Consider the following 26,760-nt stretch of genomic DNA (forward strand, 5'->3'; position numbering starts at 1 on the left):
GGCTGGCGGGTTGCCACGGCGCTATCAGAAGTGGTCGAACCTTATCAGAATTGCTGAAGTCCGGTATTGCGAGCGGACGGAGGCTGATTGGTGTCGGCCGCCGCGGCTTCCAGCAACGCCACGAACCGGGCCTGCGCGGCGGTGGGCCGCCAGCCGGTTCGCACCGTCAGGCCGATCGTGCGGATTGTGTGCGCCAGCGGTTCGCCGATCGTCGCGAGCGTGCCTGCGGCGACCTCCAGCGCGATCTGGTCGGGCGACAGCAGCGTCAACAGGTCGGTGCGGGCCAGCACCGCGCGGATCACCAGCATCGATCCGCATTCGATTGGCGCCGCCGGTGTCGGCCTGCCCGCGAACATCGCCTCCCATTGCGTTCGCAGCGGGGTGGCGGGCGGCGCGACGATCCAGTCGCATCGCGCCAAAGCGTCCAGGGTCGGCGTGGCCCCACGAAGGGGATGCCCGGCGCGCCCGACGACCACCAGGCGATCCTCGAACAGCGGGCGCTGCTCGAGCCCCGGCGGCACGGCGTCGCGAAGCGCGCCGACCATCATGTCGAGGATGCCGTCGCGCAACGGTTCGACCAGCTCGCGCCACGATCCCTCGACGACGGCGATGGTGGTGCGGAGCGGTTCGCCTTGCCATGCGGCGATCGCGGCGGGCAGCACCCGTGCGCGCGGCAGCGGCATCGCGCCGATCGCGATCCGGGTGGTGACGGACTCGCCGCCGGTGCCGAGGTCTACGATCCCCGCGGCGATGTCTGCCGCGGCGAGGCGGACGCCGCGCGCCATGTGCCGACCCGCGGCGGTCAGCTGGACGCTGCGTCCGCGTCGCACGGCCAGCGCGACGTTGCCGATCTGCTCGAGATCGCGCACCGCGCGGTGGACGGTGGGCTGCGACAGTCCCGACGCGGCAGCAGCGGCGGCGAAGCTGCCGTGATCGGCGAGCGCCAGGAACGCGCGCAATTGCGCCGCCGTCATCAGATGTTCGGGCCGGGCGAAGCCGCGCGAACGCGTGCGGGAGGCGGCGCGCACGCCCTGCTCCAGCCGATCGAACGCCGCGGCGGCACGGTGTGCCATCGCCAGCCCGTCGGGTGTCGGCACGACGCCGTCGGTGTGCCGATCGAACAGCCGGCAATGCAGCTGTCGCTCCAGCTTGGCCAGCCCCAACGTCAGCGCCGGCTGGGTCAATCCGATCGCGTCGGCCGCCGCCTTGACGCTGCCCAGCCGGACCAGCGGTGAAAGCGCGCGCAGATGACGCAGGTTGAGATCGAACGGCTCCATGACCCGGACTTAGCATCGCCTTATCGCCTGTGCCCAGTTCTGATTGGCCGGCGGCGGCGCGGCCCGACATCGCGGCAGCAGCAAGGGAATCGTCCATGTCCAGTCGAGTCGTCACCACCGTTCGCCGCGCGGAGCCCGTGGTCATCGACCGGCTGGCCCAGGTCGGCGTCGCGACCGTCCATGAAGCGCAGGGCCGCACCGGCCTGCTCGCGAGCCGTATCCGACCGATCTATGCCGGCGCGCGGATCGCCGGGTCCGCGGTGACGATTTCGGCGCCGCCGGGGGACAATTGGATGCTCCATGTCGCGATCGAACAAGTGCAACCGGGCGACATCCTGGTCCTGGCGCCGACGTCGCCGTGCGAGGACGGCTACTTCGGCGATCTGCTGGCGACGTCCGCGCAGGCGCGCGGGTGCCGCGGCCTCGTCATCGACGCCGGGGTGCGCGACGTCCGCGACCTCACCGCGATGGCGTTTCCAGTCTGGTCGCGCGCGATCTTCGCGCAAGGGACGATCAAGGCGACGCCGGGATCGGTCAACGTGCCGATCGTGTGCGCAGGTGCCGCGATCGAGGCGGGCGACGTGATCGTCGCCGACGACGACGGGGTCTGCGTCGTCCGCCGCGCCGACGCCGCCGACGTCGCGGTCAAGGTCGCGGCGCGCGAAGCCGCGGAGGAGAGCAAGCGCCGGCGGCTGGCCGCGGGCGAACTGGGCCTCGACATCTACGACATGCGCGGGCGGCTCGCCGAACTCGGCCTGCGCTATGAGTGACGGCACCCGCTGCATGTGGATGCGGGGCGGCACGTCGAAGGGCGGTGTGTTCCTCGCCGACGATCTGCCCGCGGACGCGGCGGCGCGCGATGCGTTCCTGCTGCGCGCTTATGGTTCGCCCGATCCGCGCCAGATCGACGGGATGGGCGGCGCCGATCCGCTGACGTCGAAAGTCGCGGTGGTCCGGCGCTCGACGCGTGCCGGGATCGATATCGACTATCTGTTCCTCCAGGTCTTCGTCGATCGCGCGGAGGTGTCGGCCAGCCAGAATTGCGGCAACATGCTCGCCACGGTCGGGCCGTTCGCGATCGAACGGGGGCTGGTGCCGGCGTCCGATGGCGAGACGCGCGTCACGATCTGGATGGAAAATACCGCGCAGGTCGCGACCGCGACGGTGCAGACCGCCGATGGCCGCGTCGTCTATGCGGGCGACGCCGCCCTCGACGGCGTGCCCGGCACCGCCGCGCCGATCGCGCTGTCGTTCATGGATATCGCCGGCTCCACCACCGGGGCGTTGCTGCCGACCGGGCGCCCGATCGACGTGATCGAGGGGGTCGCGGCGACGCTGATCGACAACGGCATGCCCTGCGTCGTGATGCGCGCCGATGCCTTCGGCATCACGGGGTATGAGGATCGCGCGACGCTGGACGCCGATACCGTGCTCAAGGCCCGTATCGAGGCGATCCGCCTGATCGCCGGGCCGATGATGGGGATCGCGGACACCGCGCGCCAGCCGGTGCCCAAGATGATCCTGGTTTCGCCGCCCCGCGACGGCGGCACCATGACGACGCGATCGTTGATCCCGCACCGCTGCCATGCCACGATCGGCGTGTTCGCCGCGGTCACCGTCGCCACCGCCTGCTTGCTCGACGGGTCGCCGGCTGCGGAGGTCGCCGCGCCCGCGGAGCCGTCCGGCATCGTCGCGATCGAGCACCCGACGGGCAGCACGCGCTGCACGCTCGACCGCGATGCCGACGGCGCGGTCGTCGCCGGCGGCTTGATCCTGACCGCACGTAAGCTGTTCGACGGCATACTGTTCGGCTGAGCGATGCGCGATCGCGATACCGGCGGCCTCGATCGACCGCCGGCTTTCGCGCACGATTCCATCAGCGGCCGGTCAGGCGCCGCTCGGCGATGTCCGAACCCTCCCGCAAGGCGCGCAGCTTCTTCCAGGTGACGGCGGGATCGATCTTGCCGTACCCGGCGAAGGTGCCGAACCCGCAGTCGGTGCTGGCGATCACGCGATCGGGGCCGACGATGGCGATGAAGCGCGCCAGGCGCTGCGCGATCAGTTCCGGGTGCTCGACATAGTTGGAACAGGTGTCGATCAGCCCCGGCGCCAGCACCTTGTCGTCGGGCAGACGGGCGTCGCGCCATACCGTCCATTCATGTTCGTGGCGCGGATTGGCGCCCTCGAACAGGATCGTCGCGGGGCGGGCGCGCAACACGATGTCGATTACCTTTTCCAGCGGGATATCGTGATCGTGCGGCCCTTCGTAATTGCCCCAGCAAATGTGCATCCGCATCCGATCCGCCGGAATGTTGGCGGTCGCCGCATTCAGCGCCTCGACGTTGGCGGCGATCGTGCGCAGGAAGGTCGCTTCGTCCTGATCCTGATAGCCGGTGTGGCGCGACATCGCGAGGTCGGGGCAGTCGAGCTGCAGATCGAAGCCGGCGTCCGCGATCGCTTCGTATTCCGGGCGCATCGCCTTTACCAGATCGGCGAGATAGGCGTCGTGCGAGGGATAGAAGACGTTGGCCTGGAAGGCGGTGATGAGCCCGGGCGACGCACTGTTGAGGAAGGCGCGCGCGCCCTGCCCTTCCGCCTCCAGCGCAGCGCGGAAACGGCGGATATCGTCGTGCAGCGGCTCCAGCGTGCGCAGCGTGACGGGCGCGATGCAGGCGGCGCGGGTGAATTCCTGCTCGCCCATGATTGCGGCGAGCTTGCGGCGCAGATCGGGCAGCGGGGCGAGGTCGAGCGCGGGCTTGCGATCGGTATGGCCGCCGAAGCCCGTCAGCCGTTCGATGATGTAGGTGGAATAGCCGACCTTGCCGAGTTCGCCGTCGCTGACGATCGAGACGCCGGCCTGCACCTGCTCGCGCACCGCCGCGGTGACGGCATCCTGCACCAGTTTGTCGAACGCCTCGGCGTCGTAAGGGTCGCCGGCGTCGCGCGCCAGCAGGAGGGGCGTGAGTTCGGCGGAACGCGGCAGGCTGCCGGCATGGGTGGTGGCGATCATCGGCTTGACCTTTGCATCGTTGCAGTCGGGCGAGGCTGCGCCCCGACCGGGTTGCGGTTCGTCGTCGAACCGGGAAATGGGGTATCGCGGAGGGACGGTGCGCCGGGGCTCGCCTGCCCCGCTAGCGAACGTCCGTCGCGCGGGTCGGCTGCCCCGCAGCCGATGGTGCGGACGGTTCGGCGGGACGCCGCGACCGCTTGCCCGACCGGGCGATACGCGGTTCGCGCGGCGGCGGGGCGGCCCCGGCGGCGAGGTCGCCACCGCGCAGACTGTCTTCCTGCGTCGTGGCATGTTCGCGAAACAGCATCTCGACACGGGTCGCGTCGCCGCAGCGGAACGCATCGGCGATCGCATGGTGCTGGCGATGGGCGTAGCGCAGCAGGTCGATCACCTCGCCCGCGGCACGGTGTTCGAACGCGATCACGCCGGGCCCGGTGAACGGCACGACATTGCAGCGCGCGATCAGATTGTGCAGCAGATCGTCCGCGGAACGTTCGACGACCAGGGCGTGGAGACGGATGTTCATCCGGCCGTATTGCTCCTCGATCACCTCCATCGGCAGGCCCGATGCGAGGAGCGTGTCGCCATCGTCCAGCAACGGTTGCAGTGCGACCGCCATCTGCACGCCCCGCCCCTCGAGCACGATCGAGCGGGCGGCATGGCCCTCCAGCACCGCGCGCAGGCGTAGCGCGGACAGGCTTTCGGCGACGGTAAAGCTGCGCACCGCATAGCCGCGCTGCCCGGCGCGCACGAGCAGGCCCTCCAGCGCGAGCGCGGGCAGCGCCTGACGGATCGGCGTGCGCGAAAGCTGGAGCCGTTCGGCCAGGTCGATCTCGAGCAGGCGCTGACCCGGTTTCAACGTGCCGCGCAGGATCAGTTCGCGCAGCCGCACCATCGCCGATGGCGCCGGCTGAGGCTCCGCCCGTTTCACCACATCGTCCCCGCGCCATCGGTTTGCATCGCACGACCATGGATCGCGACGCGCGTTCCGACAACCGCCAAGATCGGGCACGATTCGCCGACTCCGGCGTCACCGCGCATGCACCTTGGGCAACCGCAGGAACAACAGGATCGCCACCACCAGCCCGCCCGCGGTGACGAGCAGCGGCACGTGATAGCCACCGGTCCGGTCGGCCAGCGCGCCGACCCATAGCGGGCCCAGCCCCGCCATCAGCATGAAGCTGGCATATTGCACCGCATACAGTCGCCCATAGTGCGCCATGCCGAAATAGCGCGCGGTGAGGAAGCCGATCAGGTCGGCCTCCGACCCCATGGCCGTGCCGAGCGCGATCGCGCCGAGCCAAGCGAGCGACTTGCCCTGCCACGACAGCGCCAGGCACCCGATCGCGCATAATGCGCAGCAGGCCGCGGCGATACGTGGCGCCTCGATCCGGTCGGCCAGCCAGCCGACGACGACCCGGCTGACGATCACCGAGGCGCCGATGACGCCGGCGAGCGCGCCCGCCGCCTGTGGGCTCATCCCGCCTTCGCGCAGCATCGGCACGAAATGCGGCAACAGCCCGGCGAACGCCAGCGCCATCATCCCGAACGATAGCAGCAGCAGGACGAAGGTGCGCGACCGCATCTGCGCGCCGGCGCCGATGTCCGACGACCTCGCCGGGCCGGGCTTGCCCGGCAGCGCCAGCGCGGGCACGATCCCGGCCAGCGCGATCGCGGCGAGCCCATGATACCCGACCCGCCAGCCTTGCGTCGCGACGACGCCGGCGAGGATTGGCGGAACGACCATTGCGGCGACGCCGATGGCCAGCTGCGTGAACCCCAGCGCCAGCCCGCGCGACCGATCGAAGACCGCGTTCACCGCGCGCGTATACGCGACCGGCGTCGAGCAGGCGGCGAAGAAGCCGATCCCGGCCATCACCGCCATATAGCCCGCCACCGACGACACCGAACCGAGCAGGACGAACCCCGCCGACAGCGCGACCGATCCCGATACCGCGGGCCAGCGTGGGCCGAAGCGATCGACCAGCCACCCGACGAGCGGCAACGCGATCGCGAGCATGACGGTGGAGAGGAAGAACGCCGCCCCCAGCGCGGTGCGGCTCAACCCGATCGCGACGCCCAGATCCTTGGCGAAGATGCCCGCGGTATAGGTCAGCAGGCCCGCGACGCCGAGGCCCACCCCCGCCGCGGCGGCCAGCACGATCGGCCAGCCGCGGCGGAACTCGCTGTCCGCCATCGTCAAAAGTGGAACCCGACGCGCGCGCCATAGGTGCGCGGCGGTCGCAGCGTCAGGATCGTGGCGTTGATGATCGGACGCGTCTGCCCACCCGCCAGGATCGTGCTGTTTTCCAGATTGTTGACGAAGCCGGTCAGCGACCAGCGCGACGCCGGCGCGGCCAGCGTCAGATAGGCGTCGGACGTGATCGAGCTGTCGCGCCGCTGATAGTCGAGATAGTCGAGGTTGAGCCAGCTCGGCGTCTCGATGCGGCTGCGCGCGCCGGCGGTCAGGTCATAGCCGCCGCCCAGCTCGAAGCGATGCTCGTAGCTGAGGTTGATCGTGAATTCGGGCGAATTGACGCTGGGCTTGCCCGAACAATCGACGATGAACAGGCGGATCGGCGGGGTCGCGGTGCGCGTGTCGTTGCTGACCGCGCAGGTCGTCACCAGCGGTGCGCCATTGGTCGAGATCGCGTTGTAGATCAGGCTTTGGTATCTGGCGTTCAGATACTGGACGGTGGCGCCCAGCGTGTCGCTGCGCGTCGGCTGGAACAGGAATTCCGCCTCGCCGCCGAACATGCGCGCGCGGCCCGCATTCACCGTCACGCCGGCCTGCGCGAAATTGCCCGGCGTCGCCTGGATCGGTCCGACATAGCTGATCTGCTGGTCGCGATACTGCCAGTAGAACGCCTCCAGATTGACCTGCAACGTATTGCCGAAGAAGCGGTTCTTCGACCCCAGCGTATAGGCCTTGAGCGTTTCGGGGCGATAGGTGTTGTTGCCCACCGATGGGTAGAAGCCGCCTGCCTTGAAGCCGGTCGAGACGTTGGCATAAAGCAGCGACCGCTTCGCGACGTCCCATTCCACGCCGGCCTTCCAGGTGAACTTGCCGAAGCTCAGGTCGCCGCCGATCGGCACGAACGGCGGGTTGGGCAGGAAGAAACTGGTGTTGCGCGTCGCGCCGGCCAGGCTCTTGTCCTCCTGCGTATAGCGGCCGCCGCCGACGATCCGGAAGGTATCGGCGAGCGAGTAGGTCAGCTGGCCGAACACCGCCTTGCTGGTCGTCTTGAGCCGCGGCAGATATTCCGTATTCGCCAGCAGGCCCTGGTTGTAATTGTTGTACCCGTCCTGCTGTTCGTAGAAATAGAAGGCGCCCAGGACGTAGCGCAGCGGCGTCTCCCCCTTCGACGACAGCCGCACCTCGGCGGACATCTGATCGTCGTCTTCGGTGAAGCGACCGGGGAAGCCGGGCGCATAGGTCAGCACGTCGGGCTTGCTCTTGCGATAGGCGAGGATCGTCGTCAGGTCGGCAAAGCCCATGTCGCCGCTGGCGGTCGCCGACACGCCCCAGAAGCTGCTGTCCTGGAAGCCGTCGCGCAGCGGCACGGTGACGACGTTGCGGATCGTCGCTTCGGGCAGGTTGGAGAAGGGCGGCACGAACCGGAAAATGTTGTAAGTCGCCTGTTGCAGGATCGTCGTGATCCGCGGATCCGCCGCGCCGATCCGCTGGCCGGGATCGGGCGCATTGGGGGTCGCGGGCGATGGGATCAGTACGGCGCCGACGCCCTTGCCGCCCTGATGCGCGTAATCGCCCGACAGCAGCAGCGAGAAGCGGTCGCTGGGCTCGACCAGCAGCGTGGCGCGAACCGCCTGCGTCTTTTCGTCGTCGTAACCGTCGGACAGATAGCCCTTGCGATCGACCAACTGGCCGGCGACGCGCAGCGCCGCGATCTCGCCGATCGGAATATTGACCCCCGCCTGCGTCTTGAAGGCGTTGTAATTGCCGTATTCCGCGCTGAGGTCGGCGCTATACTGGCCGAGCTGGGGGCGTTTGGGGATGAGGTTGATCGCGCCGCCGGTGGCGTTGCGACCATAGAGCGTGCCCTGAGGCCCTTTCAGCACCTCGATCCGGTCCAGGTCGAAGAAGGTGCCCGACGGCGCGGTCGGACGCGCGTAGAATATCCCGCCGACGGAAAAGGCGATCGCGTTTTCCTGAAACGAGTTGATCGCCGTCGCGCCGACACCGCGGATGAAGAAGCTGGTCGAGATGCCGACCGGCTGCACGTTGAGCGCGGGGATCAGCTTGGTGAGCTGCGTCGGATCGCTGACACCGGCGTTGATGAGCGTGTCGCCGGTGACCGCGGTCGCGGCGAACGCCGCGCGCTGCAGCGATTCGCTGCGACGCTGCGCGGTGACGACGATATCCTGCAACCCTGCGCCGTCCTGTTCGGGCGTCGAGGCATCGGCGCCCGCTGCCGGAGCGGTGGATTGCGCGGGCTGGACGTCGCTCGCCTGCGACTGCGCCTGCGCACCGGCAGTCCAGAACAGGCCTGCGACGGCCACGGTGTGAAGATATCGCGCCTTCATTGTTTCTCTCCCCTAATATATCTTGTGATTTCGGTATTTGCGGCATGTTTGCCGTTCTTGGTTTAAACTGGCCTCAGCTGGCCGAAGGCGACACGACCTCCCGCTCGTCTGCGTCGATCCGCAGCAACGCCGCGGCATTGCCGCCCAGGATCATCGCCTGTTGCTGCTCGGTCAGGTTCTGGTGGAAGCCGACCGGATCGGGCTCCGCCATGTCGAAGGGATAATCGCTGCCCATGCACAGCCGGTCGGTCGGATGCGTCCGTACCAGGCTGGCGAGCTGTTCGGGATCGAAGACGAGCGTATCGAGCCACAGGCGCCGCAGGTAACTGGACGGCAGATGCCGGCAATGCTCGCGGCAATCGCCACGCGCCCGCCAGCCATGGTCCATCCGGCCCCAATAGCCCGGCATATAGCCGCCGCCATGCGCCACGCAGATGCGCAGGCCGGGATACCGGTCGAGCACGCCGCCGAAGATCAGATGGCCGATCGCCAGCGTCGATTCGAGCGGATTGCCGATCAGATTGTTGAAATAATAGTCCGTCATCCGGTCGGCGTGGGTGAAGCCGAGCGGATGCAGGAACAGCGGCACCCCCAATTCCTCGGCGGCGGCGAGGAAGGGGCGGAACCGGGCGTCGTGCAGATCGACGCCGTTGACGTTGGAGCCGATCTCGATCGCGCGCAGGTCCAGATCGTGGACGCAGCGGCGCATCTCCTCGACCGCCATCTGCGGGTCCTGCAGCGGAACGGTGCCCATCCCCACCAGCCGGTCGGGATGTTCGGCGACCGCCGCGGCGATTCCGTCGTTGAAGAGGCGCGCCGCGGCGCGACCGGTGTCGGGATCGGTGAAGTAATGATATTGGCCGGGGCTCGGCGAGATCGCCTGGATGTCGATGCCCAGCCGATCCATGTCGGCGATCCGCTGATCGACGCCGTACAGCCGGCAGCGGATAGCGTCGAACTGCGCGCGGTTGACCGCCGCCGTGCTGGCATTGGTGAAATCGTTGATCCCGGGCGGCGGCCCCGGATACCGCTGCTGCACGAACGCGTCCGCCGCCGCGACGCCCAGATGGCAATGCAGGTCGATCGTCCGATGCCGCCCCCCGGCGACGACGATGGTGGGCGCGCGCGCCGTCTCGTCCGATGACCCGCCCATCGTCGTTTATTTGGCCGCGTCGAAGGTGAGCGAGCCGCGGCGGCTGCGAAAGCGCCACACGCCGTCGTCTTCGCGGACCAGCACGTCGTGGAATTCGCCGGCGAGCATGATGTCGCCCGCATCGCCGGCGAACAACAGGATATAGCTGCGCGCGGTCGCCATCGTCTCGCCCTGCAGATCGACGACGACGTTGGTCATGAAATGCTTGGTCCGCCGCGCCGGGCGATTGTGGAAGAACGCGCGGATCTGTTCGCGGCCGACGACGGGGCGGTCGGGATCGGTCGGGCGGGCGAAGCTGCCGTCGATCGTGAACAGGTCGCTGAGCGCATCGTGCGCGTGATCGTCGTTGAGCTGGGCGAAGCGGTGGATCTGGCGGGCGACCTCATGCTCCAGCGCGGCCTTCGTCGGCGCGGAAATGCCCCCTGCTTGGGTATTCACCATGTCTCTCCTTCGCCCGCGTCGGATACCGGGATGGCCATCCAGTCGCGCAGCGCCTGCGCGACGGCATCGGGCGCCTCCATCGGCGCCATGTGACCGCTGCCTTCGAACACGACGAAGTGCGCGCCCGGAATCGCGGCGACGATCGGTTCGTGCTGCGCGGGCGGGCTCCAGCGATCGTCGCGCCCGACGCCGACCAGCACGGGGCAGCGGATGGCGGACAGCCCCGCCGCCGCGTCGGGACGTCCGAGCAGTGCGGCGATATGGTTGCGGTGGATCGCCGGGGTCATCCGCTCGACCATCGCGTACAATGCCGCGCGCAACGCGGGATCCGCCTCCAGCCGCCCCTCACCCACCATCGGCGGCAGCCAGACGTCCGCCAGCGCGCGCATGCCCTGCTGCTCGCTGAGATCGGTCAGCGCCTTGCGCCGTTCGGCTTCGGTCGGGCTCGGCGGATGAACCCCGGTATCGAGCAGCGCGAGCCGCCGAACGCGATGGGGCGCGCGCGCGATCACCGCCAGCGCGACGCGGGCGCCCATCGAATGCCCGGCGACCGAAAACCGCTCGGGCGCCTGCGCCAGCACCGCATCCGCCATCGCGTCGATGCTGTCGAGCATGCGGAAATCGGGCACGCGGACGTCATGGTCCGCCGCCAGCGTGCGCGTTTGATGCGCCCATATGGTCGCATCGCACAACAGCCCCGGCAGTAGGAACAGCGTCTCGCGCAAAACCCGATCGCTCCCGGACGGACTTGAGGTCGGTGGCCACGCTAGCCAGCCGCGAGGCGCGCTGTCCTATGCCGTTTGGCACCGGAGCTATGCGCAATGCGGATAGCTCCAGGTAAGGCGCGGAGATCATTCGCCCCGGACGGGTTCGACGATCGCGTTTTCGGCGAGCCGGGCGATCTCCGCCTCCAGCTCGATTAGCAGCAGCTGCCCGGCGGGGCCCAGCGTGCCGCGATGGATGATGCCCGCCGGGCGATCGCTCGGCGGCAAGGCGAGCGGCAGGATCCGCAAGGCATCGCGCGCCAGATCGCCCGCCACCAGCACGCGCGGGACCGCGCCGACGAAATCGCCCGACAGCAGCAGTTCGCGCATGAAGCCGACCGAGCTCGACTGGATCGCGGTTTCGACGCGCAGGCCGATCCGTTGCAGGATCGCGCGGACGTCGCGTTCGATCAGCGTGGTGACCGCTGGCAGGACGAGCGTATGGCGCTGCACGTCCTCGACCGTGATCGCCGCGCGGTCGAGCAACGGATGATCGCCGCGCACGACGAGCGAGATCGGTTCGTTGTAGAGGACATGGCGCGTCAGTCCGTCGGATTCGGCGGGCGCATAGAGCCGACCGACGATGACGTCGATCGCGCCCGACAGCAGCGCCGGGATCAGCTGGCCGGTCTGCCCCTCGATGACCTCGATCGACAAGCGCGCGGCCCGGCTGTTGGTGCGCGCCAGGACGACCGGCAGCAGGCCGTGCGCCGCGACCGGCAGGGCACCGACGCGAATGGTGCGCTTCTGCCCGTCCGATAGCCGTTCCAGATCGGCTTCCAGGGTCCGGATCGTCGACAGCAGCGCACGCGCGGCGGTCGTCAGGATCGCGCCGGTGGCATTGGCGCGCACGCCGCGCGCATGCCGCTCGAACACCGCGCCGCCGACGATATCCTCCACCTCGTGCAGCGTCCGCGACAGCGACGATTGGCTGACGCCCAGCGCCCTGGATGCCCCGAGCAGGCTCTTGTGCTGCTCCAGCGCGTCGATCACCCGCAGATGGCGGATCTTCAGCCGCTGTTCGAGATATTGGGCCACGCGATCAGGCGGCGGCGGCGCGGCGGACGCTCATGCGCGCGCGCCCGCGAAGGCGAAGGCATCGTCGCCCCGATAGGCCGGATCGATCGTGATGCTGCCGCCCGCGACGCGCGACACGCACGCGCAGATCTGCGTATTTTCGGCATGCTGGCGTGCGGACAGAAAGACGTCGCGGTGATCGACCGGGCCGTCCGCCGCGACGATCCGGATCGCGCACAGCCCGCATTCGCCGCGGCGGCATTCGAAGACGACCTCGACCCCCGCAGCCTCCAGCGCGTCGAGCATCGATTCGTTCTCGCGCACCAGCACCTCGGCGTTCATCCGCGGCACCTTGACGGTGAAGGCGCGAACCGGATGGCTGCCGCTCGACCCGAACGTCTCGTAGCGCAGGTTGCCGCGTGGCCGGCCTGCGGCCTCCCAGGCATGGCGCACCGCTTCCATCAGCCCCAGCGGGCCGCACATGTACAATTCGCCATCCGCGGGCAGCCGGTCGATCTCGGCGGCGATGTCGACGATCTCGCCGCGATCCGCCGCGAACAGCGCCAGCCGCTCGCCGAGCAGCGCCGTCAGTTCCTCGCGATAGGCGAATTCGTCGTCCGATCGCGCGGCATAGACCATGCGCAGGTTCGCGCCGCGCCGCGCCAGCTGCTCGGCCATCGCCAGCATCGGCGTGATGCCGACCCCGCCGGCGAGCAACAGGTAATGCGGCGCGCCGTGCGACAAGGGAAAGTCGCAACGCGGCGCGGCCACCGCGATGCCGTCGCCCGGCGACAGCGTCCACATATAGGCGGAACCGCCGCGGCTGTCGGGCTGACGTTTGACCGCGATGCGCAGCCCCGTGGGCGTGGCGCCGACGACCGAATAGGAGCGATAGTCGTCGCGCCCGTCCGCGACGACACGCACCTTCAGGTGGCTGCCCGGCGCGCAGGTCGGCACCCGGTCGAGCGCGATGGCGATCTCGCGGATCGTCGGCGTCACGTCGCGGATGGCGTCTACCCGGCCCGCGGTCCAGCCGTCCGCGGTTGCGGGCAAGTCCATGCTCATTCCGCCGCCACCGCCAGCGCCGGCGCCAACGCCGGCGCGGTTTCCTTGGCGATCATCCGGTCGATCGCGCGGCGCGCCCACATCGACCCGGCATCGATGTTGAGGTTGTAGAAGACGTGATCGGGATGGTCGTCGATCGCGCGCTGCTGCGCCTCGATGATCGCCTCGTCCTCGACCATGATGCCGATGCCCGCGTTGAGCACGCGGCGGGTGTGGCCCTGATCGCCGGTGTTGTAGTTGCGCAGGTGCGCCCAGAAATAATAGCAGGTCTTGTCGGTCGATGGCGTCGGCAGGTGCAGCACGCGCATATCGACGCCCTGCGAACGATCCCCTTCCGGCGCGCCGGTGCCCGTCGGGGCGACGCCGACTTCGAGATAGATCACCGCCGGCGCCAGGAAGTTGATGATCTGCCACCGGTCGGTCTTGCCCGGCTTGCCGAGCTGCCCCGCCCAGAACGGCGGCGCCTCCTCGTTCAGCACCCAGCGTTCGACGCGCGCGGTGCGCTCGCCGTGATAGGCGTCGAACGGCGCCTCGGCGAGCGCCTCGTTGCCGATGCTGGAGGAATGGACGTAGGTTTCGTGCGTCAGGTCCATCAGATTGTCGATCACCAGCCGGTAATCGGCCTTCACCTCGGTCATGCTGCCGTCGCCCGCCCATTCGGCATGGTCGGGCCAGGGCAGGTCGGGGATCAGCGCCGGGTCGGCCAGCGCAGGGTCGCCCGGCCACACCCACACGAAGCGGTGACGCTGCTCGACCGGAAAGGCGCGCACGCAGGCGGACGGATTGATCGTCTCCTGCGAGGGCATGTGCGTGCAGCGACCGTTCGCGCCGAACACCATGCCGTGATAGCCGCAGCGCACGTCGTCGCCCTGCAAGGTGCCGACCGACAGCGGCACCAGCCGGTGCCAGCAGGCATCCTCCAGCGCGACGGGCGTGCCGTCCTGCTTGCGGTACAGCACCATCTTGCGGTTGCAGATGGTGCGCGCCAGCAGGGTGCGACCAACCTCCGCGTCCCAGGCGGCGACGTACCAGGCGTTCATCGGGAATATGGGCTGCTTCACGAACATCTCTCCTGAGATCGGTCGCGCGTCCTTACCGGGCGTGCGGCACGGCGCGGGTCTGCATGAATTCCTCGAACGTCTCGCCGCGCATGATCGCATAGACTTCGAGGTTGGTCGTCTTGACGACGCGCGCCCATTTCTCGAGCACGAAGAAATTGACCCCGTACTGGACGATACCCAGCCAGTCGCGCGCGCGCACCAGCGCCTTTTCGTCGTTCTTCAGGCCCGCCGCGGTCATCGCCGCCTCCTCGTCCTCCCAGAACGCCTGCCGGTATTCGGGGCGGATCATGTTCCAGAAGAAGCGGTTGAAGGCGAGCGTGCGGTTACACGTGCGCAGGTCGAACACATAGGTGCCCTCGGGCACGCCGACCGTTTGCGGATTCTGCGTGAACATGGCGTCAGGCGGCCTCGTGCTGCGCGGTAGCGGCGTGGAGTGCGGCGCTCGCGCCGCGCTCTTCATAGGCCACCACCGTCATCGCGGTCGTGGTCATCAGATAATAGTTGCGATGCACCTCCTCGATCGCGGGGCCCAGCGCGCCGCGCATTGCCAGCCACATGATCTGCTCGACGCTCTCCGCGCCGCCCAGGCGGACGTAATCGGCGTGGCGCAGTTCGGTCAGCGCTTCGGGATCGTCGCGGAACCTCTCGAGGAATTCCATGTCCCAGTCGGTGTTGTTGAACCCGGTGCGCTCGCCATGGATCTGGTGCGACAGGCCGCCGGTGCCGACGACGACGACGCTCAGGTCCTCGGGGTAGCTTTCGATCGCACGCCGCACCGCTTGGCCGAGCCGGTAGCACCGCTTCGCGGTCGGCAGCGGATATTGCAGCACGTTGATCGCGATCGGCACGACGGTGCCCGGCCAGTCGGGATCGTGCGGCCAGAGCAGCGGCAGCGGCGAGGCGATGCCGTGATCGATCGGCTTGTTCTGGAAGAACGCCATGTCGAATTCGTCGTTGACCAGCGATTCGCCGATATGCGCTTGGAAATCGACGTTGCCGCGAATGTCGGGCAGCCCGCGCAAGCCAGCGCCCTCGTCCGCCACCGGGAAGCGTTCGCCGATGCCGAGCGCAAAGGTCGGGTACAGATCGAAGAACAGCGTCGTCGCATGATCGTTGTAGAAGAAGACGAGCACGTCGGGTTTCTTCTCGGCCAGCCAGCCGGCCACCGGCTTGTACCCTTCGAACAGCGGTGCCCAGACCGGGTCCTCCTGCCGCCCCTTGTCATAGGCGACGCCGATCGTGGGGACGTGCGACGTTCCGATTCCGCCGATGATGCGTGCCATATGCCTTCTCCGGTTCGTCCGTCTCGCGTCCGAGACGCTGCGCCCTCGGTCACCTAGACCTGACGCGCGTAACGGCGTCGATACGGTCCATCGTTCTCCGCGATGGCTACCGCCGACACCTGTCATTGTATCCAATGAACGTCAATATGCTGACGTTACATCAGCATCTCCGCATAGTGGATCCAAAGATCGTTTGCAGAGCTAGCCTCGGCGCTTCGCCCGCAACGCCTGCCTGACCGCCGCCTCGAAGACAGGACGCATGACGGCGTACCCTGCGGTCGTGGGATGCACGCCATCGTTGCTCAGGTCGGGCCTCATCCCGCCCGCGGGCGCCGCCATCGCTCGGTAATAATCGGCGAACACGATTTTTCGCTCGGCGGCGAAGGTGCGCAGCCAGTCGTTCAACGATCGTATCGTATCCGCCGGCTGCAGGTCCGGCCGCCATGAAAAGCGTTGCGTTGGCGGGATACTGGCAAGGATGACGGCGATATCGTTCCCCCTGGCCAGATCGACCATCGCGCGGACGGTGTTCCTGAAATCCTCCGGGCTGCTGGGACCGGTGTTGCCCGCCACGTCGTTGGTGCCGGCCATGATATGGACGATCCGCGGCTTGAGCGCCACGACGTCCTGATAGAAGCGCAGCAGCATCTGCGGCGAGGTCTGCCCGCTGATGCCCCGGTCCACGATCGATCCGGAGACCAGGGCCGGGTCGCCACTCCCCCAGTTCTCCGTGATGGAATCGCCCATCATGACGACCTCGGGACGGCCACGCGTCATCTGCGCAGCGTTGTCCGGCTTGTAGCGGCACATGGCAGCGAAGTCGCGCAGCCGCTCGGCATCGCGGCGCTTGAGGTACGCCAGATACCCCGGATCGGTTATCGGGCCACCGGTCTGCATCGGCGGCGGCGGGCTGCCCGGTGTCAGCACGGCCTGCAGCCGCTCGCGCGGCGTCGCCGGCGCGGGCGGCGGACAGGGCGTGTCGCTCATGCGCGCCGGTGGAGCAGCATCCTGCGCAAAGGCAGGACCGCTGATGGCCATCACAGCAAGGATGGCAAGGCTAGCTCGACGCATTTCCGACTCCTACTCGCCTGCGCTCATCGCGGGCAAAGATGTGACGCACCGGTCCCGGATTTGGACAGTGCACGATACGGCAACAAACAGCGTGCGCTCCGGGCGCTGGCGAGGCCAGACACTGGCACGTCCTCCACAATCGCGTCCCCGGCAGGCACGCGCCTCTAGGAGAAGCAGGCCAGGCGGTAATCCAGCGACACGGAGGCGGTCGCCAGCAGCGCCAGGACCATCATCGCGGCGATCGCCAACGGCAAGGCATCGCGCTGGCGGGGCGCCGCATCCTGCGAGACGGGGTCGATCAAATCCGTGCTTGCTATCATTCTACCTCTCCCTCTGTCATTCCGTTCGGCGTCGATGCTCTCATCTGACGCCGTGGCCATTATTCGCGGCCATCGTGGCGGACCCGCCGGTCGGGCCCGCCCTGGATCGTCACGGCGATTTCGCCACGAGGCTCGGCGCGGTCGCCGTGCGTGTCGGAAGCCCATGGGTCAGACACGCTCGATCACCATCGCGATGCCCTGTCCGACGCCGATGCACATGCACGCGACGGCATAACGTCCGCCGCCACGCTGCAACTGCTCCGCCGCGGTCATCACGATACGCGCGCCCGACATGCCGAGCGGATGGCCGAGCGCGATCGCGCCGCCGTTGGGATTGACGCGCGGATCGGCGGGATCGACGCCGAGGCCGCGCAGCACTGCGATCGCCTGCGCCGCGAACGCCTCGTTGAGTTCGAGCACGTCGAGCTGGTCGATGCCGATGCCGGCGAGCGCCAGCGCCAGCGCCTTGCGCACCGCCTCGATCGGGCCGATCCCCATCACCCGCGGCGCGACGCCCGCGGAGGCCATGGCGAGGATGCGCGCGCGCGGCGTCAGCCCGTGGCGCGTGGCGGCAGCCTCCGACGCGACCAGCATCGCCGCCGCGCCGTCGTTGAGGCCGGAGGCATTGCCCGCGGTCACCGTGCCGTCGGCGCGAACCACCGGCTTGAGCTTCGCCAGCGCCTCCAGGCTGGTGGCACGCGGATGTTCGTCGGCGGCGAAGGACAGCGGCTCGCCCTTCTTCTGCGGGATCGCGACGGCGACGATCTCGGCGGCGAAGCGCCCGCTCGCCTGCGCCGCCGCGGCCTTCTGCTGGCTGGCGAGCGCGAAGGCGTCCTGGTCCTCACGGCTCACCTGCCATTCGGCCGCGACGTTCTCGGCGGTCTCCGGCATCGAATCGACGCCATGGGCATGACGCATCGCCGGATTGACGAAGCGCCAGCCGAGCGTCGTGTCCTCGATTTTCTGTGCGCGGTCGAACGGCCCCGCCGCCTTGCCGAGTACGTAGGGCGCGCGCGTCATCTGTTCGACGCCGCCGGCGATCATCAGCGCGGCATCGCCGCTGCGGATCGCCTGCGCGGCGATGCCGACCGCGTTGAGCCCCGATCCGCACAGCCGGTTGACCGTCGCGCCCGGCACCGCGACCGGCAGGCCGGCGAGCAACGTCGCCATCCGCGCGACGTTGCGATTGTCCTCGCCCGCCTGATTGGCGCAGCCGAGGATGCAATCGTCGATCGCGCCCCAATCGACCCCTGCGTTGCGCTCGACCAGCGCCTTGATCGGCAGCGCGGCGAGATCGTCGGCGCGGATTGTCGATAGCGCACCGTTGAGCCGACCGATCGGGGTGCGGATCGCATCGCAGAGGAAAGCGTCGGCCATCATCGCGCTCCTGCGGCGTCGAGCTCGGCGATGATCCGCCCCGCCTCGGCGAAGCCGGTGTTGGCGGCGGGGACGCCGGCGTAGATCGCGGTCTGCATCAATACCTCTTTCAGGTCGTCGCGGGTAAAGCCATCGCGGGTCAGGCCGGCGCGGACATGGAGGGCGAATTCCTCCCATCGGCCCAGGCTCGCGGTGATCGCGACGACGAGCAGCCGGCGGGTGCGCTCGTCGAGCCCGGGGCGGCCCCAGATCTCGTGCCACGCGATACGGGTAATCATCGCCTGGAATTCGGCGTTGAAGGGCGTGCGCGCGGCAAGCGAGCGATCAACCCAATCGTCGCCGAGCACGCGGCGGCGATGGACGAGGCCAGCCTCGAACAGCGTTTCGGCGGCGGTAACCGTGGTGTCGTCGTGCTGGAGGAAGGCGATCAGCTGGGCGGCGAGTGCTGCGGGCGCCTCGACCGGCGCGAGGTGCGCGGCGTCGAGATGGACGACCCGCGTATGGGGAATCGCCGCGGCGATATGCTCGCCATGGCCGGCGAAGGGGGTCGAGGTGTCGCGGTCGCCGACGACCAGCAGCACCGGCAACGCGAGCCCCGGCAGCCGGTCGATCAGCGCCATGTCGCGGATCGCCGCGCCCGCGCCGGCATAGCCGTCGTCCGCCATCGCGATCAGCCCGCGGCGCAGCGCAGCGGCGACCTCCGGATGCGTGGCGGTGAAGCCGGGCGACAGGAACCGCCCCATCGCCAAGTCGGCGATGGCCGCGGTGCCGTCGCGGCGCACGGTGGCGATCCGCTGCTGCCACGCGCCGGCATCCATCGTCGCGGAGGTGCAGACCAGCGCCAGCGCGGCGACGCGATCCGGATGGTCGAGCGCCATCTGCATCGCGATCATGCCGCCGAGCGACACGCCCGCCACCGCGGCGCGGGCGATGCCCGCGGCGTCCATCACCGCGATCACGTCCGCCGCCAGCATCGGCAGATCGTAATCGCCCGCCGGCGCATCGGAGGCGCCATGGCCGCGCGTATCGAGGCGCAGCACGCGGAACCGCCGCGCCAGCGCGGGCAGGCAATCCGCCCACAGCGCCATATCGGTGCCGATCGAATTGAGCAGCACCAGCGGCGGCGCGGCGTCGTCACCGTCGAGCTTCCAGTACAGGCGCACGCCGTCGCGCGTCACGAAGGGCATGGTTCGGTCCCTCCCATCGCCAGCAGCGCCTCGACCAGTGCGGCGCTATCGCCGATATCCGCGCCCTGCCCCGCCGCGGCAAGATTGCGCGCGATCGCCGGCGTGTCGATCTCCAGCCCCTCGGCAACCGTCGCCATCGCCTCGGCGGCGCCGGCGGCGAGCAGGAACAGATCGACCAGCGCCGGGCCCTCCGCCTGCCAGCCACCGATGCCGCGCTCCTCCTCGGCAGGCATCGCCGACAGGATCGCTGCGACCAGCCCCGGCGCGCGTACCGCGGCGGACAGCGCGGTCTGGCAGCCGGTGGGATTGCGTTTGTGCGCCATCGCCGACGATCCGCCGCGCCCCGCCACCTTAGGCTCGTGCGCTTCGCCGACACCGTTCTGCGCGAGCAGCGCGATATCGCGCGCCATCTTGGCGAGCGCGCCGATCAGGATGGCGAGGGATGCGGCGATGGCGGCGACGCCATCGCGCCGCGCATGCCACGGCGGCGCGTCGGCGAGGCCGAGCGCCTGCGCGAGCCGGCGCGCGACCGCCGCCGCCGCGCCGTCCTGACCGGGGCGCGTGCCGGCGGCGCCGCCCCATTGCAGCGCGGCGCCGGTGGCGACCTCGCGCGACAGACGTGACGCCGCCGCGGCGATCCCGGCATGCCATTGCGCGATGCGCAGCCCGAAGCCGATCGGCTGCGCATCCTGCAACAGCGTGCGCCCGATCGCCGCGGTCGCGGCGTGGCGGCGGGCGAGCGGCGCCAGCGCCGCGGTGACGCGCGTGACATCGGCAAGCAGCAACGTCGTGGCCTGCCCCACCTGCATCATCAGCACGGTGTCGGCGACATCCTGGCTGGTCGCGCCGCGATGCAGCGCCGCCGCCGCATCCCCCGACAGCGCGGCGCGCAGCCGGGCGACGAGCGGGATCGCCAGCGTTCCGGCGAGCGCCGCCGCCTCGGCAAGGTCCGCCGCATCGATCACAAGATGCCCCGCCGCGGCGGCGATCGCGTCTGCGCTATCGACGGCGATCACCCCTTCGCTCGCCTGCGCCCGCGCGAGTGCCACCTCGAAGGCGAGCGCGGCGGCGATCGTCGCCGCGTCGTCGAACGTCGCGATCATCGCCGGGGTGGCGACGGGGCGGGTGCGCAGCAGGCTCACAGGTCGAAGAACACCGTTTCGGAGTCGCCGCCAAGCCGCAAATCGAGCCACCACGCGCCCGCGCGACGCTGCGCGATCACGGTGTCGCGCCGCGCTGCGGGGATGCGGGCGAGGATCGGATCGTCGTCATTGCCCTCCCCGTCGGCGAAATAGAGCCGCGTCGCCAGCCGCTTGATGATGCCGCGCCCGAACAGCGACAGCGCCAGATGCGGCGCCTGCATGCTGTTGCCCGGCCCCGGCACCCGCCCCGGCAGGATCGTGCGGAAGTGATAGACGCCCTCGGCATCGACCGCGGCGCGACCGAAGCCGGTGAAATGCGGGTCGAGCGGCACGTCGTCGCGCGCATCGTCGCGGCTGGCATAGCGGCCCGCGGCATTCGCCTGCCAGATCTCGACCATCGCATCGACAACGGCCACGCCCTCGGCGTCGAGGACGCGCCCGGCGATCTCGATCACCTCGCCCTGCGGCGTGCCCGTCGGCGCGGACAGGTTGAGCACCCAATGCGCCTCGTCGAACAGATCGGGCCGTGCCCCCATGTCCGACGCGCCGACCAGATCCGCGCCGCCCTTCCACGGCAGGCCGTAATGGAAGAACGGCCCGACCGTCTGGCTCGGCGTCTGGCCGAACAGCGCGGGATCGCGATTGTCCTGGCGGGCGGCGGGCTGACGGCTTTCGAGATCAGTCATGATGGTCGTCCTCGAACGGCGTCTGGTCCCGCCCCTTGAGCACCACGTCGAACAGATAGCCGAGCGCCCGGTTCGGCTCGGTCGTCGCCATGTCGAAGCGGCTGACCAGCCGCTGGCGATAGGGCATCGGCACCGCATTGGCGATCGGATCGATCTCGATCAGCGGGTCGTCCGGGAAATAGAGCTGCGTCACCAGCCGCGTCGCGAACGCCGGGCCGAGCAGCGACAGATGGATATGCGCCGGCCGCCACGCATTCCTGTGGTTGCCCCAGGGATAGGCACCGGGGCGGACGGTGACGAAGCGATAGCGGCCCTCGGCATCGGTGACGACACGGCCCGCGCCGGTGAAATTGGGATCGAGCGGCGCGTCCCATTGATCGCGGACATGGACGTAGCGGCCGGCGGCATTGGCCTGCCAGATCTCCATCACCGTGTCCGGCACCGGCCGGCCATCCTCGTCGAGCACGCGCCCCGAGACGACGATGCGCTGGCCGATCGGCGCGCCGCCATGCTGCGTCGTCAGATCGGCGAGCGATGCGCCCATCAGCCGCTCCCAGGCGCCGCCGGGACCGGGGCCGGTCGTTTCGGTCAGCGTCTGCGGCACGCGCAGCAGCGGCTGGCGCGGCGCGCGCAGCAGCGTCGAGCCATAATCGGGCACCAGCGACGGCGGCGTCCCCGCATCGTCGCGCGCATAGGCGAGGACGTCGGTCATGCCGCCAGCGCCTCCGCGAACGGCGCCGCGGTCTTCGCGCGCACCTCGTCGAGCGTGACGCCCGGCGCGAGTTCGACCAGCCGCAGGCCCGGCTTGTCGCAGGCGAGCACGGCGAGATCGGTGACGATCAGATCGACGCACGCCTTGCCGGTCAGCGGCAGCGTGCAGGCGGGCAGGATCTTCGACGCGCCCGCCTTGTTGGCGTGATCCATCACCACGACGACGCGTCGGACGCCGGCGACGAGGTCCATCGCGCCGCCCATGCCCTTCACCATCTTGCCCGGAATCGTCCAATTGGCGATATCGCCCGCCTCGCTGACCTCCATCGCGCCGAGTACGGCCATGTCGATATGGCCGCCGCGGATCATCGCGAAGCTGTCCGCGCTGGAAAAGAAGGACGAGGTCGGGAGCGCGGTGATCGTCTGCTTGCCGGCGTTGATGAGGTCGGGATCGACCGCGTCGCGCGTCGGGAACGGCCCGATGCCGAGCATGCCGTTTTCCGACTGGAGCGTCACGTCGAGCCCCTCGGGGACGTAATTGGCGACCAGCGTCGGGATGCCGATGCCGAGGTTGACGTAATAGCCGTCCTGCAATTCCTGCGCGGCGCGCGCCGCCATCTGTTCGCGGGTCCAGCCCATCAGACGCTCTCCTCTTCGCGGATCGTCAGTTTCTCGATCTGCTTTTCGTTGATCGTGCTCAGCACGATCCGATCGACATAGATGCCGGGGGTGTGGATGCAGTCGGGATCGAACGATCCCGCCGGCACGATCTCCTCCACCTCGACCACCGTCACCTTGCCCGCGGTCGCCATGTTCGGGTTGAAGTTGCGCGCGGTCTTGCGGAACATCAGATTGCCCGCGGGATCGGCGCGCCACGCCTTGACGATCGACAGATCGGCGCGCAGCCATGTCTCGCGGACATAGTCCTCGCCCGCGAACGTCTCGACCGGCTTGCCCTCGGCGACGACCGTGCCCACCCCGGTCTTCGTGAAGAAAGCCGGGATGCCCGCGCCGCCGGCGCGGATGCGTTCGGCGAGCGTGCCCTGCGGATTGAGTTCGAGTTCGAGCTCGCCCGACAGATATTGCTGCTCGAACAGTTTGTTCTCACCGACGTAGCTCGAAATCATCCTGGCGATCTGCCGGCTTTCCAGCAGCATCCACAGGCCGAAGCCGTCGGCACCGGCATTGTTCGAGATGACGGTCAGCCCGCGCACCCCGCTGCTGCGGACCTCAGGGATCAGGCTTTCGGGGTTGCCCGACAGGCCGAAGCCGCCCGACATGATCGTCATGCCGTCGAACAGCAGCCCGTCGAGGGCCGCCGCGGGACTGTCGTAGACCTTGTTTTTCATAATGCCGGATCCTTCATGCCGGTGACAGGGGGAGGCCGACATAATTCTCCGCCAGCGTCCGTTGCGCCGCCTGCGAGCCGCGAATGTAGTCGAGTTCGGCCATCTGGATACGGCGGTCGAAGCCGTCCATCGTCGGGAAACGGTGGGTGACCGAGGTGAACCACCACGAGAAACGCTCCGCCTTCCACACCCGCGCCAGCGCGCGCGCCGAATAGCCGTCGATGCCGGCGTCGGACCGATCGCGATAATGATCGACGAACGCCTCGCCCAGCATCGTCACGTCCGACACCGCAAGGTTCATCCCCTTCGCGCCGGTCGGCGGGACGATATGCGCGGCGTCGCCGGCGAGGAACAGCCGGCCCCAGCGCATCGGTTCGGTGACGAACGAGCGCAGCGGCGCAATCGTCTTCTCGAACGACGGGCCGCGCGTCACCTTCGCCGCGGCGGCGGGGCCAAGGCGCACGCACAATTCGTCCCAGAAGCGCTCGTCGGGCCAGTCGGCGACATCCTCATCGACCCCGCACTGGATATAATAGCGGCTGCGCGTCGGCGAGCGCATCGACGCCAGCGCGAAGCCGCGTTCGTGATTGGCGTAGATCAATTCGTGATCCGCGGGCGGCACGTCGGCGAGGATGCCGAGCCAGCCGAACGGATAGACGCGTTCGAACGTCTTGCGCACATCTTCCGGGATCGCACCGCGGCTGACGCCGTGGAAGCCATCGCAGCCGACGACGAAATCGCAGTCGAGCGTCCGCGCCTCGCCCTGCTCGCGCCACGTCACCGTCGGCCGGTCGCCATCGAGTCCGGCGAGCGTCACGTCCGCCGCGTTCCAGACGATCGCCAGCCCGTCCGCCTGCGCCGCGTCGAACAGGTCGCGCATCACCTCCTGCTGGCCGTAGACGGTGACGGTCGAGCCGCCGGTCAGCGCCGCCATGTCGATGCGAAACACCTCGCCGTCGAGCGCCAGGTTGGTGCCGCCGTGGACCAGCCCCTCGCGCACCAGCCGCTCGGCGAGACCGAGCCGGTGCATCAGATCGACGGTCACCTGTTCGAGCACGCCGGCGCGGACCCGCCCCTCGACATAGGCGCGGTCGCGGCGTTCGATAACGACCGCGTCGATATCATGTCGTCGCAGCAGATGGGCCAGGAACATGCCTGCCGGTCCGGCTCCGATGATCGCAACCTGGGTGCGCACGATCGTCATCCTCTCGCGGCGGTCGATCCGCCTTCGCCACCATCCTGGGCGAAGGCGCGCCGCGGCTCCATGACCGTCTCATCCGAATAGTTGGACGATTCCGCCGAGGTGCCATAGCATCGCGGCATGTCGGACGATGCGATTCCGCGCTTCTATCTCTACGGCGAACCTCACCGGGCGGTCGCACCGGGGTTCATCCACCTGGAACAGCTCGACGACCGTTCGCGACCGAGCGAATGGACGATCCGCCCGCATGCGCACGAGGATCTGGTGCAGATGTTCGTCATCGATTCGGGTGGCGGCGCGATGCGGATCGAGGACCGGACGATACGGTTCGATGCGCCCGTGCTGCTGCTGCTGCCCGCCGGCGTCGTGCACGGGTTCGACTGGACGAGCGATTCGTCCGGCGCGGTGCTGACGCTGTCGCGATCCTATCTGCAGGACCTGGTCGATCGACACCCCGACATCGCACCGGTCTTCGCCCGCGCCTGTGCGCTGACGCCGGATCGGGACATCTGGAACACGATGCGCATCGGCACGACGATGCTGCAACGCGAGCTCGGCTGGTCGGTCAGGGGGCACGATACCGCGGTGGAGGCGGCGGCGCTGCTGCTGCTCGTCGCGGCGCTGCGCAGTCTGTCGCAGGATACCACCGACGCCCCGGCGCCGCCCGGCCAGTCCGCCGCGCTGGTCGCGCGCTATCGCGAACGGATCGCCGCGCGCTTCCGGTTGCGCGAGAGCGTCGCGGTCCATGCCGCCGCGCTCGGCACCAGCGAGACCAGCCTGCGCAACGCCTGCACGCGGATCGCGGGTCGTTCGCCCGCCGCGATGCTCGACGAACGCGCGATGCTGGAGGCGCGGCGGGCGCTGCTCTACACCAACCAGCCAGTGGCGGAGATCGGCTATTCGCTCGGCTTTTCCGACGCAGCCTATTTCACGCGCTTCTTCACTCGCCACGCCGACCAGTCACCCGCGCGGTTCCGCCGCAGCGGCGCACGCCGGTCGGGCGATCCTGCGACCTGACGGGGGCCGTGCCACTAGACCGTCTCACATTGAGCTTCACGTGCATTTCGTCGAGGCACCACCGCCAGCGCCGAAAGCCTCGCATCCGCAACGCTCGTCAGCGGCGAATGTCACCGGCAAATATCGGCCCGAACCTGTTCCACCACATCCGCACCGTCTCAGGGCAGATGCCTATCCCGCGCTCGATCAGCATATCCTCGATATTGCGCAGGCTGAGCGGGAAGCGCACGGACATCAGCACCCCCAGCCGGATCACCTCAGGCGACGAGTTGAAGCGTCGAAACAGGCCAGGCGGCAGTGCTCTCGAGTTGTGCCCCCTGCTCTGCCTGCCACGTTGATCTGACACAGGCCTCTTGTGTTCTAGACCGTATCCCCCATCCTGCTATCGTGCAGCATGGACGATGATGCGCCGGTAGCTGGTCAAAGCAGGCTCACCATTGTCCGTCACTTCCAGGATGATTTGAAACGACGGATTGGTAATGCCGGGCACTTTGAATCCGGCTTTGGGAGTATCGCTGCGTTCGATCGTAACATCGACTGGCCGAAAACCACCTGACAGCTCGGCATAGTGCCGCCAGCGGTACGTCAAGGCATTGCCATTCGGATCGGTGGAGCCGGTCGCATCCAGCCGGACGACATCACCGGCGTGGGCTGTTGTCTCGGCCGGACCACGTCCCGGCATGCCGTTGAGGACCAGCACGGGGTTATGGTTTGCGCGCTCGCGGCGCGGGGTCAGCGTCCATTGCATCCGTGCGGCAAAGTCACGTTGGAACGCGTCGCGCCACCGGAAGACGGTCGCCTGATTGCTGGCGTAGTGCGCGCCATTGTGTGCATCGGCGTCGAAAGTGGGACCCCGTTGTGAGCGAGGCAACTACCTGTAATCTTTTGCAAAGTATTGGTTAGAGGGGGTCCCGATCGGCGCCGATCTGGACCCCCGGCCATGTAGAGCATGGCTGTCATTCGGCAGCCGCTTGTCCACTTCCGGAAAGCAACCATAGGCCGAGTGGGACGCTCGACGATGAGACTGTTCGTTGCGAAGCGGCGGAGTTTCTGTCGACGCTTATCGAGAGCGTAACGATCTAC

The 26,760-nt window shown here is 68.7% G+C and carries 28 protein-coding genes; 3 read left to right on the forward strand and 25 right to left on the reverse strand.

The features are described from left to right. Positions 1-44: 44 nt before the first annotated feature. Positions 45-1,277: a LysR family transcriptional regulator gene (locus L8H00_RS17505; protein ID WP_242098588.1), complete on the reverse strand. Its 1,233-nt coding sequence runs from the start codon at positions 1,275-1,277 to the stop codon at positions 45-47. A gap of 95 nt (positions 1,278-1,372) precedes the next feature. Between L8H00_RS17505 and L8H00_RS17510 the strand changes: the two genes are divergently transcribed. Both L8H00_RS17510 and L8H00_RS17515 read left to right on the forward strand, forming a co-directional pair. After that, positions 1,373-2,047: a 4-carboxy-4-hydroxy-2-oxoadipate aldolase/oxaloacetate decarboxylase gene (locus L8H00_RS17510; protein ID WP_242098589.1), complete on the forward strand. Its 675-nt coding sequence runs from the start codon at positions 1,373-1,375 to the stop codon at positions 2,045-2,047. Next, positions 2,040-3,092, forward strand: a complete 1,053-nt coding sequence (locus L8H00_RS17515) for a 4-oxalomesaconate tautomerase (RefSeq protein WP_242098590.1) — start codon at positions 2,040-2,042, stop codon at positions 3,090-3,092. Before L8H00_RS17510 ends, L8H00_RS17515 begins: the two co-directional genes overlap by 8 nt. A 61-nt stretch (positions 3,093-3,153) precedes the next feature. Here the strand turns inward: L8H00_RS17515 and L8H00_RS17520 are convergent, their stop codons facing one another. The 22 genes from L8H00_RS17520 to pobA form a co-directional block, all read right to left on the reverse strand. Continuing rightward, positions 3,154-4,287, reverse strand: coding sequence for a cobalamin-independent methionine synthase II family protein (locus tag L8H00_RS17520; protein WP_242098591.1), 1,134 nt, complete (start codon positions 4,285-4,287; stop codon positions 3,154-3,156). Between the two features lie 121 nt (positions 4,288-4,408). Beyond that, complete coding sequence (locus tag L8H00_RS17525) at positions 4,409-5,218, reverse strand: GntR family transcriptional regulator (protein ID WP_242098592.1); 810 nt, start codon at positions 5,216-5,218, stop codon at positions 4,409-4,411. A 99-nt stretch (positions 5,219-5,317) separates the two neighbouring features. Beyond that, on the reverse strand, positions 5,318-6,484 hold the full coding sequence (locus tag L8H00_RS17530) for an MFS transporter (RefSeq protein ID WP_242098593.1): 1,167 nt from the start codon (positions 6,482-6,484) through the stop codon (positions 5,318-5,320). Positions 6,485-6,486: 2 nt separating this feature from the next. Continuing rightward, positions 6,487-8,832: a TonB-dependent receptor gene (locus L8H00_RS17535; RefSeq protein WP_242098594.1), complete on the reverse strand. Its 2,346-nt coding sequence runs from the start codon at positions 8,830-8,832 to the stop codon at positions 6,487-6,489. A 73-nt stretch (positions 8,833-8,905) separates the two neighbouring features. Next, positions 8,906-9,985 carry an amidohydrolase family protein gene (locus L8H00_RS17540; RefSeq protein WP_242098595.1) on the reverse strand — a complete coding sequence of 360 codons (1,080 nt, stop codon included), beginning with the start codon at positions 9,983-9,985 and terminating at the stop codon, positions 8,906-8,908. A gap of 6 nt (positions 9,986-9,991) precedes the next feature. Beyond that, the gene (locus L8H00_RS17545; RefSeq protein WP_242098596.1) at positions 9,992-10,426 is read right to left on the reverse strand and encodes a nuclear transport factor 2 family protein; all 435 of its coding nucleotides are present in this window, start codon (positions 10,424-10,426) and stop codon (positions 9,992-9,994) included. Then, positions 10,420-11,151: an alpha/beta hydrolase gene (locus L8H00_RS17550; RefSeq protein ID WP_242098597.1), complete on the reverse strand. Its 732-nt coding sequence runs from the start codon at positions 11,149-11,151 to the stop codon at positions 10,420-10,422. The genes L8H00_RS17545 and L8H00_RS17550 overlap by 7 nt, the downstream gene beginning before the upstream one ends. 126 nt (positions 11,152-11,277) lie before the next feature. Next, entirely contained in the window at positions 11,278-12,228 is a 951-nt protein-coding gene (locus L8H00_RS17555; RefSeq protein WP_242098598.1) for a LysR substrate-binding domain-containing protein, read from the reverse strand. A 30-nt stretch (positions 12,229-12,258) separates the two neighbouring features. Continuing rightward, on the reverse strand, positions 12,259-13,260 hold the full coding sequence (locus L8H00_RS17560; RefSeq protein WP_242098599.1) for a PDR/VanB family oxidoreductase: 1,002 nt from the start codon (positions 13,258-13,260) through the stop codon (positions 12,259-12,261). An 8-nt stretch (positions 13,261-13,268) separates the two neighbouring features. Beyond that, on the reverse strand, positions 13,269-14,333 hold the full coding sequence (locus L8H00_RS17565; protein WP_242098600.1) for an aromatic ring-hydroxylating dioxygenase subunit alpha: 1,065 nt from the start codon (positions 14,331-14,333) through the stop codon (positions 13,269-13,271). Positions 14,334-14,364: 31 nt separating this feature from the next. Further along, positions 14,365-14,727 (reverse strand): hypothetical protein, encoded by a 363-nt coding sequence (locus L8H00_RS17570; protein WP_242098601.1) that lies wholly within the window; start codon positions 14,725-14,727, stop codon positions 14,365-14,367. Positions 14,728-14,731: 4 nt separating this feature from the next. Next, entirely contained in the window at positions 14,732-15,616 is an 885-nt protein-coding gene (locus tag L8H00_RS17575) for a gallate dioxygenase (protein ID WP_242098602.1), read from the reverse strand. 201 nt (positions 15,617-15,817) lie between these two features. Beyond that, positions 15,818-16,687, reverse strand: coding sequence for a GDSL-type esterase/lipase family protein (locus tag L8H00_RS17580; RefSeq protein ID WP_242098603.1), 870 nt, complete (start codon positions 16,685-16,687; stop codon positions 15,818-15,820). A gap of 164 nt (positions 16,688-16,851) precedes the next feature. Beyond that, entirely contained in the window at positions 16,852-17,007 is a 156-nt protein-coding gene (locus L8H00_RS17585; RefSeq protein WP_242098604.1) for a hypothetical protein, read from the reverse strand. A 168-nt stretch (positions 17,008-17,175) separates the two neighbouring features. Then, entirely contained in the window at positions 17,176-18,384 is a 1,209-nt protein-coding gene (pcaF, locus tag L8H00_RS17590; protein ID WP_242098605.1) for a 3-oxoadipyl-CoA thiolase, read from the reverse strand. Continuing rightward, positions 18,384-19,571, reverse strand: a complete 1,188-nt coding sequence (gene pcaD / locus L8H00_RS17595; RefSeq protein ID WP_242098606.1) for a 3-oxoadipate enol-lactonase — start codon at positions 19,569-19,571, stop codon at positions 18,384-18,386. Before pcaD ends, pcaF begins: the two co-directional genes overlap by 1 nt. After that, positions 19,559-20,713: a lyase family protein gene (locus tag L8H00_RS17600; RefSeq protein WP_242098607.1), complete on the reverse strand. Its 1,155-nt coding sequence runs from the start codon at positions 20,711-20,713 to the stop codon at positions 19,559-19,561. The genes pcaD and L8H00_RS17600 overlap by 13 nt, the downstream gene beginning before the upstream one ends. After that, on the reverse strand, positions 20,710-21,399 hold the full coding sequence (gene pcaG, locus L8H00_RS17605) for a protocatechuate 3,4-dioxygenase subunit alpha (RefSeq protein ID WP_242098608.1): 690 nt from the start codon (positions 21,397-21,399) through the stop codon (positions 20,710-20,712). Before pcaG ends, L8H00_RS17600 begins: the two co-directional genes overlap by 4 nt. After that, positions 21,392-22,111: a protocatechuate 3,4-dioxygenase subunit beta gene (pcaH, locus tag L8H00_RS17610; RefSeq protein ID WP_242098609.1), complete on the reverse strand. Its 720-nt coding sequence runs from the start codon at positions 22,109-22,111 to the stop codon at positions 21,392-21,394. Before pcaH ends, pcaG begins: the two co-directional genes overlap by 8 nt. Beyond that, positions 22,108-22,749, reverse strand: coding sequence for a 3-oxoacid CoA-transferase subunit B (locus L8H00_RS17615; RefSeq protein WP_242098610.1), 642 nt, complete (start codon positions 22,747-22,749; stop codon positions 22,108-22,110). Before L8H00_RS17615 ends, pcaH begins: the two co-directional genes overlap by 4 nt. Next, positions 22,749-23,459, reverse strand: coding sequence for a CoA transferase subunit A (locus L8H00_RS17620; RefSeq protein WP_242098611.1), 711 nt, complete (start codon positions 23,457-23,459; stop codon positions 22,749-22,751). The genes L8H00_RS17615 and L8H00_RS17620 overlap by 1 nt, the downstream gene beginning before the upstream one ends. A gap of 13 nt (positions 23,460-23,472) precedes the next feature. Beyond that, complete coding sequence (pobA, locus tag L8H00_RS17625; protein ID WP_242098612.1) at positions 23,473-24,654, reverse strand: 4-hydroxybenzoate 3-monooxygenase; 1,182 nt, start codon at positions 24,652-24,654, stop codon at positions 23,473-23,475. A 126-nt stretch (positions 24,655-24,780) separates the two neighbouring features. Between pobA and L8H00_RS17630 the strand changes: the two genes are divergently transcribed. Beyond that, on the forward strand, positions 24,781-25,677 hold the full coding sequence (locus L8H00_RS17630; protein ID WP_242098613.1) for a helix-turn-helix domain-containing protein: 897 nt from the start codon (positions 24,781-24,783) through the stop codon (positions 25,675-25,677). Between the two features lie 97 nt (positions 25,678-25,774). On the opposite strand, the gene L8H00_RS17635 is transcribed toward L8H00_RS17630, so the two are convergent. Continuing rightward, on the reverse strand, positions 25,775-25,912 hold the full coding sequence (locus L8H00_RS17635) for a hypothetical protein (protein ID WP_242098614.1): 138 nt from the start codon (positions 25,910-25,912) through the stop codon (positions 25,775-25,777). A 147-nt stretch (positions 25,913-26,059) separates the two neighbouring features. Beyond that, positions 26,060-26,548 carry a hypothetical protein gene (locus L8H00_RS17640; protein ID WP_242098615.1) on the reverse strand — a complete coding sequence of 163 codons (489 nt, stop codon included), beginning with the start codon at positions 26,546-26,548 and terminating at the stop codon, positions 26,060-26,062. Positions 26,549-26,760 lie beyond the last annotated feature (212 nt).

This window comes from Sphingomonas sp. CROZ-RG-20F-R02-07 (genome assembly GCF_022662335.1).
Classification (GTDB): domain Bacteria; phylum Pseudomonadota; class Alphaproteobacteria; order Sphingomonadales; family Sphingomonadaceae; genus Sphingomonas.